The sequence below is a fragment of the Synechococcus sp. MEDNS5 genome (assembly GCF_014279875.1).
GTDB lineage: Bacteria > Cyanobacteriota > Cyanobacteriia > PCC-6307 > Cyanobiaceae > Synechococcus_C.
Map to the genome: position 1 here is coordinate 678,060 of NZ_CP047952.1, position 12,593 is coordinate 690,652.

The 12,593-nt window shown below is 52.2% G+C and carries 13 protein-coding genes; 12 read left to right on the plus strand and 1 reads right to left on the minus strand.

Annotation, left to right across the window (positions count from 1 at the left end):
* Positions 1-5: 5 nt before the first annotated feature.
* The gene (locus SynMEDNS5_RS03370) at positions 6-584 is read right to left on the minus strand and encodes a non-canonical purine NTP pyrophosphatase (protein WP_186584373.1); all 579 of its coding nucleotides are present in this window, start codon (positions 582-584) and stop codon (positions 6-8) included.
* Between the two features lie 290 nt (positions 585-874).
* Between SynMEDNS5_RS03370 and SynMEDNS5_RS03375 the strand changes: the two genes are divergently transcribed.
* The 12 genes from SynMEDNS5_RS03375 to SynMEDNS5_RS03435 all read left to right on the plus strand — a co-directional run bounded on the left by SynMEDNS5_RS03375 (position 875) and on the right by SynMEDNS5_RS03435 (position 12,567).
* Positions 875-1,186, plus strand: coding sequence for a BMC domain-containing protein (locus SynMEDNS5_RS03375; protein WP_006169870.1), 312 nt, complete (start codon positions 875-877; stop codon positions 1,184-1,186).
* 70 nt (positions 1,187-1,256) lie between these two features.
* Positions 1,257-2,672, plus strand: a complete 1,416-nt coding sequence (locus SynMEDNS5_RS03380; RefSeq protein WP_186584375.1) for a form I ribulose bisphosphate carboxylase large subunit — start codon at positions 1,257-1,259, stop codon at positions 2,670-2,672.
* Positions 2,673-2,731: 59 nt separating this feature from the next.
* Complete coding sequence (locus SynMEDNS5_RS03385) at positions 2,732-3,073, plus strand: ribulose bisphosphate carboxylase small subunit (RefSeq protein WP_006043651.1); 342 nt, start codon at positions 2,732-2,734, stop codon at positions 3,071-3,073.
* A gap of 101 nt (positions 3,074-3,174) precedes the next feature.
* A complete protein-coding gene (locus SynMEDNS5_RS03390) occupies positions 3,175-5,490 on the plus strand; it encodes a CsoS2 family carboxysome shell protein (protein WP_186584377.1) in 2,316 nt (771 codons plus the stop codon).
* 7 nt (positions 5,491-5,497) lie between these two features.
* Positions 5,498-7,246: a carboxysome shell carbonic anhydrase gene (locus SynMEDNS5_RS03395; RefSeq protein WP_186584379.1), complete on the plus strand. Its 1,749-nt coding sequence runs from the start codon at positions 5,498-5,500 to the stop codon at positions 7,244-7,246.
* 2 nt (positions 7,247-7,248) lie between these two features.
* On the plus strand, positions 7,249-7,584 hold the full coding sequence (locus tag SynMEDNS5_RS03400; protein ID WP_186584381.1) for a carboxysome peptide A: 336 nt from the start codon (positions 7,249-7,251) through the stop codon (positions 7,582-7,584).
* Positions 7,584-7,835, plus strand: a complete 252-nt coding sequence (locus SynMEDNS5_RS03405; protein ID WP_186584383.1) for a carboxysome peptide B — start codon at positions 7,584-7,586, stop codon at positions 7,833-7,835. Before SynMEDNS5_RS03400 ends, SynMEDNS5_RS03405 begins: the two co-directional genes overlap by 1 nt.
* Positions 7,836-7,888: 53 nt before the next feature.
* On the plus strand, positions 7,889-8,476 hold the full coding sequence (locus SynMEDNS5_RS13230) for a BMC domain-containing protein (RefSeq protein ID WP_304623113.1): 588 nt from the start codon (positions 7,889-7,891) through the stop codon (positions 8,474-8,476).
* A gap of 122 nt (positions 8,477-8,598) precedes the next feature.
* Positions 8,599-10,041: a glycosyltransferase gene (locus SynMEDNS5_RS03420; protein WP_186584388.1), complete on the plus strand. Its 1,443-nt coding sequence runs from the start codon at positions 8,599-8,601 to the stop codon at positions 10,039-10,041.
* Positions 10,038-10,853: a hypothetical protein gene (locus SynMEDNS5_RS03425; protein ID WP_186584390.1), complete on the plus strand. Its 816-nt coding sequence runs from the start codon at positions 10,038-10,040 to the stop codon at positions 10,851-10,853. The genes SynMEDNS5_RS03420 and SynMEDNS5_RS03425 overlap by 4 nt, the downstream gene beginning before the upstream one ends.
* A gap of 784 nt (positions 10,854-11,637) precedes the next feature.
* Entirely contained in the window at positions 11,638-12,156 is a 519-nt protein-coding gene (locus SynMEDNS5_RS03430) for a 4'-phosphopantetheinyl transferase superfamily protein (protein ID WP_186584401.1), read from the plus strand.
* Positions 12,157-12,249: 93 nt separating this feature from the next.
* A complete protein-coding gene (locus SynMEDNS5_RS03435) occupies positions 12,250-12,567 on the plus strand; it encodes a putative quinol monooxygenase (RefSeq protein ID WP_222929780.1) in 318 nt (105 codons plus the stop codon).
* Positions 12,568-12,593 lie beyond the last annotated feature (26 nt).

A 12,593-nucleotide genomic window follows, 5' to 3' on the forward strand; every position in this document is an offset into this window, starting at 1 on the left:
CGGAATCAGTCCAACTGAAGGCGTCTTCGCAGTCCTGGAGCCAGAATCCGTGCTGCTTTCCCGCGACTGCCCAGCCTCGACAGCTGGGAGGCGTTGAGTTGGCCATAACTGCAGCCTGCCTCACGCACCCAGAACAGGGATTCAATCCCTCCGCCCGGATAAGCAGGGATGTGGAGCAGTTCACCCCAGCAGAACCCCTCGGACTCCTCTTCACAGCTTCCCTCCGGAGAGCAGAGCACCATGGCGCTGCGAAAGCATGCGCTGCGGTAAGGAATGTCGGCCATGGCAGCTTGAAGGCGTTCCAACTTGTCGTGGTCCGACGCGGCGAATCTTGCCGTGAAGAGCCCCGGAGCACCATCAAGAGCGTCAACTTCCAGGCCTGAATCATCAGCAAGGGCCCAGCACCCTGTTCGGCACGCTGCAGCAACTGCTTTCAGTCGAGCGTTCTCAAGGTAGGTGCTGCCTGTTTCCTCCACATCGAGATCTGAAGGCTGGCGACAGACGTCCACATTGATTGGGCCGAGCATGGCTTCAATCTCAGCAACCTTGTGTGGATTCCCGCTGGCGATGATCAGCCTGCGCAAGGCACCTCCCTAGAAGGGCTCCATTGTGTGGGATCAACGGCGCCGCCAACCGACGACGGGGGGCATGTCTTTTTGTAAACAAAGGCTTTGGCCGGAGTTGGCAACCCAATGTGTTCGGGCGCTCACCGGAAGGCCAGCAGTGGTTCACATCAGTCGTGGACAGGCTCATCAGCTGAGCTTATGAAGTTCACTATGGACAGTGATCTCGAGAGTTCTCTGGATCGCTTGACGGCCAGGCCTGTGGCAGAGCAGTCTCAGCGGCGAACATCCTCCCCCTTTCCCGGTAGGCAATGGCTAACGAAACCATGGGCATCGCTCTCGGCATGATCGAGACCCGCGGCCTCGTCCCCGCGATCGAAGCTGCTGACGCCATGACCAAGGCCGCCGAAGTGCGCCTGATCGGTCGTGAGTTCGTCGGCGGCGGTTACGTCACCGTGCTCGTGCGCGGCGAGACCGGTGCAGTGAACGCTGCAGTGCGCGCTGGCGCCGATGCCTGTGAGCGCGTGGGCGACGGCCTCGTTGCTGCTCACATCATTGCTCGCCCCCACCGCGAAGTGGAGCCTGCACTGGGCAACGGCAACTTCCTTGGTCAGAAGGACTGAGATCAGCTGATCCTCTGAATAGAGGTTCGACTGTTCATCACCCCCTTCACCGACTTAACGGAGTTTTCTCATGAGCAAGAAGTACGACGCCGGGGTCAAGGAGTACAGAGACACTTACTGGACTCCTGATTACGTTCCCCTCGACACCGACCTGCTGGCCTGCTTCAAGTGCACAGGCCAAGAAGGTGTGCCCAAGGAAGAAGTTGCCGCTGCTGTGGCTGCTGAATCCTCCACCGGCACCTGGTCCACTGTGTGGTCCGAGCTCCTCACCGATCTCGACTTCTACAAGGGCCGTTGCTATCGCATTGAAGACGTCCCTGGTGACAAGGAGGCGTTCTATGCCTTCATCGCCTACCCCCTCGACCTGTTCGAAGAGGGTTCGATCACCAACGTTCTGACCTCCCTGGTCGGCAACGTGTTCGGTTTCAAGGCTCTTCGCCACCTGCGTCTGGAAGACATCCGCTTCCCGATGGCGTTCATCAAGAGCTGCTACGGCCCGCCTAACGGCATCCAGGTTGAGCGCGACCGGATGAACAAGTACGGCCGTCCTCTGCTGGGTTGCACCATCAAGCCGAAGCTCGGCCTGAGCGGTAAGAACTACGGCCGTGTCGTCTATGAGTGCCTGCGTGGTGGTCTGGACTTCACCAAGGACGACGAGAACATCAACTCCCAGCCTTTCCAGCGTTGGCAGAACCGCTTCGAATTCGTTGCGGAAGCTATCAAGCTGTCCGAGCAGGAGACCGGCGAGCGCAAGGGTCACTACCTCAACGTGACCGCCAACACTCCCGAGGAGATGTATGAGCGGGCTGAGTTCGCCAAGGAACTCGGAATGCCGATCATCATGCACGACTTCATCACCGGTGGCTTCACCGCCAACACCGGTCTGTCGAAGTGGTGCCGCAAGAACGGCATGCTCCTGCACATCCACCGCGCCATGCACGCGGTGATCGACCGTCACCCCAAGCACGGCATCCACTTCCGCGTTCTCGCCAAGTGCCTGCGTCTGTCCGGTGGTGACCAGCTCCACACCGGCACCGTGGTTGGAAAGCTGGAAGGTGATCGTCAGACCACCCTCGGCTACATCGACCAGCTGCGCGAATCTTTCGTGCCCGAAGACCGCAGCCGCGGCAACTTCTTCGATCAGGACTGGGGTTCCATGCCTGGCGTGTTCGCCGTCGCTTCCGGCGGTATCCACGTGTGGCACATGCCTGCACTGGTCACCATCTTTGGCGACGACTCCGTCCTGCAGTTCGGTGGTGGTACCCACGGTCACCCCTGGGGTTCCGCTGCAGGTGCTGCTGCCAACCGCGTGGCCCTCGAGGCCTGCGTCAAGGCCCGCAACGCCGGCCGTCATCTCGAGAAAGAGAGCCGCGACATCCTCATGGAAGCCGGCAAGCACAGCCCCGAGCTGGCCATCGCCCTCGAGACCTGGAAGGAGATCAAGTTCGAGTTCGACACCGTCGACAAGCTCGACGTTCAGAGCTGATCGTCTCTTCGGCCGGTTGATGCAACCGGCCCAACATTTTTCTAACTACCAGGATCCCCATGCCTTTCCAGAGCACCGTGGGTGACTATCAAACAGTCGCCACCCTGGAGACCTTCGGCTTTCTTCCGCCGATGACCCAGGACGAGATCTACGACCAGATCGCGTACATCATTGCCCAGGGTTGGAGCCCGCTCGTCGAGCACGTCCATCCCAGCAATTCCATGGCCACGTACTGGTCCTATTGGAAGCTTCCTTTCTTCGGTGAGAAGGACCTCAACGTTGTTGTGAGTGAGCTCGAGGCCTGCCATCGCGCCTACCCCGACCACCACGTGCGCATCGTCGGTTACGACGCTTACACCCAGAGCCAGGGTGCCTGCTTCGTGGTTTTCGAAGGACGCTGATCCTTCGGACCATTGGTTCCGAGCCCTGAGCTGTTCAGGGCTCCAGCTTTTTCCGGAGGGGCAGGTGCCCCTCCACTTCACGACGACACCCTCGGGCGGACATGGCAAGACTTTCCAGTCGCGAACTCGCACTCGAGCGCCGCAAGGCGCTGACCACTTCCGGTAAGAAGTCCTCTGTGGCTGCAGGAGATGGTGCCAATCGTGTGCGCACCGCCGCCGACGCACGTCCAACTCGAACGGATGCTGCTGCCGCTGTTGAGCCAACTGCTCCAGCCGTTGCTGCTCCCGTGAAACCCACGGGTTCGCTTACATCTGCTTCCCCGTCCCGCAGTTCTCAGGTGAAGCCCCAACGTCATCCCAGCCGGGATCTGGTGCTGGCTCGCCGCGAAGCACTGTCCCGCCGCGGAAAGATTGCTGATACCAGCCGCGATCGGAATCGCGCCGACGTTGTCAGTCAGTCCCAGGTTTCTGTTCCAGCGGCGACACCTGTTGAACAGGCGCAGCTGAGTGCTCCACCCGTAACTTTTAAGCCTCGCTCCGAGCGCCGCAGTGCGACCCCCAAGCGTCGCGCCCTCGAGAATCCGAGCCGTGCCCTGGTGTTGGCTCGCCGTGATGCCATGTCGAAGCATGGCAAGACCGCCGGCAAGCAACCCACTAGCGCAGCCGCTGTGGCTCGCCAGGCGAATCCAGATCTCACCAGCCGTGAGCTGGCTCAGCAAGTGCGTGAGCTCCGGGCGAAAGCCGGTGCCCGCAACAAGCAGAGCGCAGGTGTGACCCGTCCCTCCGGCCCTAACCGCCACGGCGCCAAGCAGGCTGCTGCTGCAGATGCCCATTGGAAGGTGGGTGAAAGCACGACCACTTCCGGCCAAACCGTGACAGGCACGCAAGCCAACCGTTCAGTGAAGACCACTGGCAATGAGGCCAGCACCTGCCGCTCCATCACTGGCACCGAATATCTAGGCGCTGAGGTGTTCCAGACGTTCTGCCAGCAGGCGCCTGAGCCCACCACCCCCGCCAAGGTGCGCGTGACCGCCACTAGCCATGGCAACCGGGTCACTGGCAACGAGGTGGGTCGCTCCGACAAAGTCACCGGAGATGAGCCCGGTACATGCAAAAACGTAACGGGAACTGAATACATCTCTGCTAATCAGTCCGCTGCCCATTGCGGTGGTGGGCAGGTCTCCCCTCGCAAGGTTGGTCACAGCCATACGCAGCAGGGTCGCCCCGTCAGTGGCGTGATGGTTGGCCGTTCGTCCAGCGTTACCGGTGATGAAGCCGGTGCTGGCCGCAGTCTCACCGGTGATCAATATCTTGGCTCTGATCCCCTGCCCGAAGGTCGTCCTGCTCCCAAAGTCGGCCTGTCGGGAACCCTCTCCGGTACGGGTGTCACCGGCACCATGGTGGGCCGGTCTTCCCAGGTGACAGGCGATGAGTTCGGCTCATGCCATCGCGTTACCGGCGATCAATACATCAGTGCAGAACAGGTGAATTCCTTCTGCGGCGGCAAGCCCGAGCCCGAAGCTGCCAAGGTCGGCTTCAGCGTCACCAATCGCAACCAGGTGGTGAGCGGAACACGCACCGGTCGCTCGGAGCGTGTCACCGGCGACGAGCCCGGCAGTTGTCAGGCCGTGACCGGTACGCCCTATGCAGGTCTCGAACAGGCGGGTCAGCACTGCGGTACTTCTGCTGTGCAGGCCATCCGCGAGCGCACCCCCGTTCGCCCTGGCACTCCTTCCGCCGCCATGACTGGAATCCAACCCGGCGTGGGTGGTGTCATGACCGGTGATCAGCGCGGTGCTTGCGAAGCGATCACTGGTACTCCCTATGTGGGGGCAGACCAGCTCGCTCAGGCCTGTGGTGAAAGGGCGCCAGCTGGAACCGACACCCATGGCCAAGCCCCTGATGGTGCTGCCTGGACACGGTTCAGTGTGATGTCTCCAGCTCGTGCTGCTCAACAGCAACGTGATGCCCAGGGTTCTGTCACTGGTACTTCCTATGAGCAGGGAAATCGCATCACCGGCCCTTTTGATATGGCCGGTGGCAAGGTCACCGGCACAGAGCAGTTCCGTTTCGATAACCGCGAATTCCAGCGTCGTCATTTTCAAGACACACCCCCTGTGGCTGATGCTCCGGTCACCATGGATGAGGATCAACATCCTGTTTCCCGCGTGACCGGCGAAGGTTCGGCGAGGAAAGTCACCGGTGACGACTGGGACCGTGGTGAGCACGTCACCGGTACGGAGGGTGCTTCGGCCCGTCGGCGCAATCCAAGCCGTACTGGCCCGATGAGTGCCATGTCTCCCTTCGAGAGCAAGCGAAATGATGCAATCGAATGGCCTGTTAGCCGCGTGACCGGTTCCAGCGGCAACACCGAAAAGGGCTCGCTGATCACCGTCTCCGGCGGCGCACGGGGCTGATGGCCTGATGGTTCGCTCCATGCCTTTTCGTGGCGGGCGACCTCAGGCGCCCACGGCCCCTACCCGGCGTCAGCTGTCTGCCCAGGACGGTCAACCGTCGACGTCATCTGGGGCTTCAATTCCTTTAACCCGATCTGCTACGCGATCATCGGCGCTTCAACGCCGCCAAGCGTTGACAACTGCAGGTAAAGCAGCAGTTGTCAATTCTGGATCCGTTACCGCCGGACGTGTTCGTACCCAGCAAGATCGTCCTCGTCGATCGAGCCAACAGCCCGGATGGGTTAAGAAGTCCTCTCAGCCATCTAAGTCGACTGTCAATCTCAGCCGCTCCTCTCTCCCATGGGCTGTGGATTTTCATCCACTCACCGATCAACAACAAAACACTCATCTCCAGGCTTACGAAAGCGAGGTGAAAGGCCGGTTTGATCGAATCGTTCCTGTGCTTAAGCAAGTGTCGGTCTTGCAGCATGAGCCCGATTTCATCGCGCAGGCTCAACGTCTGGCTCGGGCGGAACTGGGATTCGACTTGCCGGATCACATCCTCGAACAGTCCTGGGTTCGTCCCCTGGATATGAGAGCACTGTTTGCGTGGTGCGTTTTTCAATCCCATCAAAAGTTCAGTGATCACTTCTTCCATGAAGATCCGCTTCAGGGTGCAGACGGGAGTGCAGATTCAGAGGTCTTTGAAGCTTTTCTGCTGGAGTGCGGATTCCATTTGCTGGATGTCACGCCCTGTGCTGACGGTCGGTTGGCTCACACCATTGCCTACGCACTGCGCATTCCTTTCAGCGCAGTTCGCCGGCGTTCCCACGCTGGTGCGATGTTTGACGTTGAAAACACCGTCAATCGCTGGGTTAAAACCGAACATCGGCGCTTTCGCGAGCAGATCCCCAATGAAGCTCACGCCGCTACGCGTTATCTGAAAGTGGTGGCTTACCACTTCAGTTCAGTTGACCCTCTGCATCATGGTTGTGCAGCCCATGCAAGCGACGATTCCCTGGCAGCATCCTCCGGGCTTCGCCGCTTGCTTGATTTCAGGGAGGCCGTTGAGAACAGCTTCTGTTGCGGAGCATCTGTTGATCTGCTTCTGATCGGTCTTGACACTGATACGGATGCCATTCGTGTTCATGTTCCCGATCAGAAGGGAGATATCCGTCTTGATCAATGGCTGTGTGGAAAAGCTCTGTACGAAAGCACAGTGTCCTTGACACCACAGCAGGCGCATGAAGCCGTCGAAGCTGCTGTAAGTACCCATGTTGCATCGGCTCCCGAACCTGGAATGGTGCGCTTTATTTCACGTCTGCTGATGAATAATTTCTCCCAGCAGGATTATGTCCTTGCCCAGCATGGAGGACCTTACCCCGATGCTGGACATGCCGAACGATTCATTGGTGTTGGCATTGGCTTTAAGGAAGTACACCTCCGCAATCTCACTTATTTCGCCCATCTCGACACGGTTGAGCAGGGAGCCCCAGATCTGGATGTGGGAGTGAAAATCTTCAAGGGCCTGAATGTATCCCGCGATCTTCCTATCCCCGTCGTTGTGCGTTTTGACTACTCAGGAAAAGTTCCCGGTGCTCGTGATCGCGCGATTGCTGATTGCCATCGCATCCAGTTGGCAATCAACGATCGTTATGCCCCTTTGCTGAGTGAGGGGCTTCTTCATACGCTGCTCACCATTCGCGACCGCGACCAGCCCCATCCCGCTGTTGTCGTTGGTTCAACCCTTGATCCAGTTCAACAGGAGGCTCACTGATCATGTTGATCGTCAAGGTCATCAAGCCGCTCGTTTCCACTAACCGGATTCCTGATTTCGAGCACAAACATCTTCAGGTTGTGCAAGACGGCAGTACGAAGAAGGTTGCGGTGGATGCTGTGGGCGCCAAACCAGGCGACTGGGTGATCTGCGTCAGCAGTTCGGCTGCCCGCGAAGCTGCAGGGAGCAAGTCTTACCCCAGCGATCTCACGATTGTGGGAATCATTGACCACTGGGAACCTGACCCTCCCAAGCCTCCGGCACCACCGTCTGCGCCGGCACCACCGTCTGCGGCTGCACCACCGCCTGCGAATCCTTCGGGAGGCGCGAGCTCCTGATGGAGATCATGCAGGTGATGGGAACTCTGGTGTGCACCTTCCGCGTGGCGGGATTGGACCATATGCACTTGCGCGTCTTGCGCAATTCCAGGGGCAAACAACTGGTGGCAGTGGATCCTGTGGGTGCTCGTGAGGGCAACTGGGTGTTCACCGCCAGTGGCTCCGCTGCCCGACATGCCTGCCCGGACAATAAGGTCCTCACCGATCTCACGATCGGCGGCATCATCGATCACTGGAATCCGGACGGATAGGGAGTTTTCCCCTCTCTCCTCCGTTTCCGTTCCGCTTCCACACCGTTAACTCCATGGCCACCCCTTCTCCTTCCCCTCGTCGCCGCACTACTCGCAGCAGTGCTGCTGCGAACAAGACTGTTGATGTGAAGCCTGTGGCGACTCCTGCTTCCACCTCTTCAGCTCCCGTCGCCAGCTCCTCCCCAGCGGCATCCACTGGTTCGACAGCCGCTGGCTCAACCCCCAGTCGATCCACAACGGGGACGACGCGTCGCTCCACGACCCGTAGAAGTGCATCCACAGGGTCTGGAGGGCGAGGGAGTGTGGCAAAGCCTGCGCCGACATCCCCTTCACCTGCTGCTCAGCCCATCCAGGGGATCGCTCTGGGCATGATTGAGACGCGGGGAATGGTGCCTGCGATCGAGGCTGCTGATGCCATGACCAAGGCCGCGGAGGTTTACCTCATCAGTCGTGAGTACGTCGGTGGCGGCTACGTGACCGTGATGGTGCGCGGAGAGACTGGTGCTGTGAATGCTGCAGTGCGTGCCGGGGCTGACGCCTGTGAGCGGGTTGGAGACGGTCTCGTTGCGGCTCACATCATCGCCAGGCCGCATCAGGAAGTAGAACCAGTTCTTAACTGGGACAATAATAAGACTTTGTGAACCGGCTTCTCGATCCGTGCGGCAAATTCTCGTATATCTAGAATTTGGTTGTAATCATTTTTTCTGAGACATTGCAAATGTTTTATGTAAAGTGGAGTTTCTTGAGCCTGTTTTGATTGATTATGCTTATCAAAACTCTCTTTTATGAAAGATATTCCCCTGAAGTGAGAAGTGGTGCTGCAATGCGTTGCAATCAATACCTTGAAGAAGTGATTGTTGAGATGGGCCATGATTTGCTCACCATTTCTCCAGATCGGATTTCGTCAAAATCCCAGATGTTTATCCCGTGGGATTGTTTGCAATTTAATAAATCATTCAATTCACATTTTTCAGATATTTCTATTTATTGTGATCGTGGCATTGAAAGTAGCCCACCATCTCGAGAATCATCTAAGGTGAATATACTGCTTTTGCATGGATTGTATTATAACTTTAATCTAATAAATAATCTTGATTGTCTTGACATAATTTTAACAACATCTTTGTATTGGGCAGAAGTGATCCAACTACTTCTGGGAGGAAATATTGTCTCTAACAGTTACCAATTGAGAGAGTTATATGCATCGAAAATCGGCACCAAACAACCAATTATTTACCCTTTGACACCTCCAATTCAAGTGGCTACGTATGATTCAGAGAGCAACACAAATTTTTTGAGTAAATATAATTTAGACGATCTTCAGCAAGAAGTTATTTTTGCTCATTCAATTCAGCCGCAAAAAGCATCCATCCCGGCTTTTGTTGGCATTGTTGCGTTTTTAGTTTCATCTTTCAAACAAAGAAAACAGCTTTTTAAGGTTTTTGTAAGCAAGTCAAATGCCGCAGATATTCAACATGAATTAATGCATTTGACAAATTCGAGCTGGTTCAATAATTTCTCAAACATCAGTGCCTGTGATATTCAAACAAGCATTATTTTTACTGACCGTCTACCTCAGACGGATTTACATCAATTATTTTCACTTTCAAGGTTTGGAATTTGCTATAATGAAGTACCAGAGTCTTTCGGAATGTATATTTTAGAAAGCATTTTAAGCGGATGTCCTATATTTAGCAATGGCGCTGGAAACATGAGGCATTCTCTCCCATCATTTCACGGGCATTATATCAATGAACCTTACGGTTTATATAACTATAATCATGATGATTTGGCAAGCTTGTGCAAGCAAATCCTCTGCAAGCTTGATGATCCAATGCTGAAGCATGAAATTCATCAAGGTCGTTCATACATAGTTTCGAAATATAATATCCGCGAATACAAAAAGGGTTTCAGGGATGTCTTAAAGGCAGTAGCCATATGGCCGGTTGAGATCAAAAAAATTTACGAGCCCAAAAGACTTACGTCTGACAATCAAGATATTTATAAACTCTCACCTTTGGTCCGTTCTCTTTGTTCACAGCATAATTATGTTTTTGCTGATCATCAAAATTATCAATTGACCGATATGGACTTTAAGTTACTCACGTTGATTGGTGATTCGTCCTCCTCTTTAACAGAGATGAATTATTACGCCAACATTAAGTCCTTGCTCGATAAAGGTTTGATTTGTAGAATATGTCCATGATTAAGCGTCTTTTTGTCTTATCTCCTCATTTCGATGATGCGATTTTCTCAGTTGGAGGACTGATTAGTTTATTTTCAAGTCACTTTGAGCAAATTTATATTATTAATGTGTTTTCAGCTACACCTCCACTTGATTTTGAGTTACCACCTCAGGCTTCTCGTTTTCATGAAAAATTTAGTCATGATGATCCTGTTGCATATAGACGCTCGCTAGATACCATTGCTTTTAATTCTTATAATGTAAAAATATTATATGTCGATGCTCTTGATGCGATATATCGTATTCATCCCCTTACTAACAAGCCTTTATATTTAGATCCAGTTGATATCTTTACAAAGATCCATGCATGCGATTTTCAGCTTATTTCCCTAATTACATCAAAAATATTATCTTTCGTCTGCTTGAGCCCTTTTGATCTTGTTCTCTCTCCATTGTCTATCGGCGGACATGTTGATCATGAGATTACTCGTCTTGTTGGTGAACAACTTGCTTATAAACAGCTTCTCTATTATGAAGATTGCCCTTATGTGTTCCAAAAAACGTTAAGAAATTCACCTAATCATTGTCGTCAATTTTTAAATTTACTTGATGTTTACATCCCCAAGCATGATGTCATGAAAAAAGAAAACGCTATTGATGTTTATGCCTCATCCATACCAACAAATGATTTTATCCAGTATATGCGATCGCACGATAGATCGCAACGATGTATAGAGCGTCTCTTCTATCATCAATTATCACTTTCTAATACGTCAAAAGAGATCTTATCTTCAATCCCTGGGAAACTATCTTTTAATAGTGATAATAGCTGAGCTCTTGAGGCGAGCTCTCCAATGTAATCATACGTCTTGAGTGATGGAGTGAATTGTATTTCCGAAGTGAATATCTGGTTGATGTCAAAAATTATATTTTGGATGTTTTCACCATCGAGGCCAAATATTTTAGATGAAGAATTAGCTGGGTTGATATTTACACTGCTTTGTTTGATTGGATTGACATGAAGAGGGCATGCTCTTGAGTGAAAAGGAAAATCTAAATCATGCAATATATAATTGATGGACAACTCTTCCATAGTTTTTGTGAATATGTGTTCATCAGAGCACAGGATATGGTGTAATTGATTTTGAGCGCCGATAAAGCAAGGTTTCAACAATGGGTAGTTGGTATGTAGATTATTCTTGTCTGTGACTATCAGGCATAACTTGTACTTATTTTTTGACTCATATATTTTGCTCTCCAGTTCAAAAAAAATATCGATCATATTGCTGAAGCTCAGGATGTCTTCGTGTATTGCACTTGCTAGTATCGATAAGCTGAAAGCGTAATAGTCAACTCTTGATTCTTTGAGTGACTTTAAGTAGGAAATAATATATATAATATGTCTGAAGATCCTTGCCCTGAAGCTGTCTCCCTGGTAATAGTCGTGATGTAAGGATGTTGCGAATTTATTTTGATATAAACTTTTCCATTCAGGTGGTATCCTTGACCACTGTACATTCTGATAAGGTTGTTCGCTAAGGAGGCCTGGTAGTAGAATTGCTTTATTCATATCATTCCCCATTTTTAAATCGTCCTACTCGACTTCTCATAGGCGCAATGAGCTTTGAGCCTTCCTTTGTTGAACAAAGAAAAATAAGCCATAATTTCGTGCAACATCTGCTTGGCCATTCTGGGTTGAAATTTCCGATTGAAATAGGACGCACAATATATGGCAAGCCACAGTTACGTAATTCTAACATTCCAATATATTTCAATATTTCGCATTCCGAGTGCTTGACTGTGGGAATCACCCATAGCCAACCGATCGGCATTGATATTGAAGCTGAAGACCGCAGAATCGATATTAATGAAGAATTTATTTATTCTGAAATATTTATGTCTAAAGATGAGGCTTTGTTGGCCTTGAAAACTCACACTTTGTTAGAACTTTGGACCATTAAAGAAGCCGTTCTTAAAGCTAATGGTTATGGTTTATGGGGTGGTCTCAAAAATGTGTCGATTAAAATGCAATGTGCTAACCACGGAAAGGCTTTCTTTTATAAGCAGAGATTTGAAGTTGAATTGATTCATTTTGGTAGGTTTGTAATCTCGAAAGCGGTTATGATTCAAACTTGACCTTTGCTAGGAAACGCTGATATTATCCAGATCTTAATCCATTGAGCTTTTTTGAAGCTAAAGTGATCTAGTAGTGCTTTATTCCTACATTCAATGTTTCTGACTATCACACGTGCTAGCCTTAAAGCTGGCAATGAAGCTTCCGCCAAGGAACTGCTTGCTAAGAACTTTAATCCCGGTGATGGCAAGAAGCCTTCCGACGTCGTAGAAGGACTTGTCGGATTCGGCGTGATGAAAGCCAAATCTGACCCTAACATGTATGGTATTTGCACTGTTTGGCAGTCTGAAGCTGCTTTCGACAAAATGGCTGCAAACCCCGCTGCTCCTACTGGTGGTCCGTTTGTAGAAAAGCTCAAGGCTCTTTGCGATGGTGAAGTAAAGGGCGAAGGCTTTTATATCGAAGGCCTCTGATCCTTCTTAATTTTAAAGCTATAATA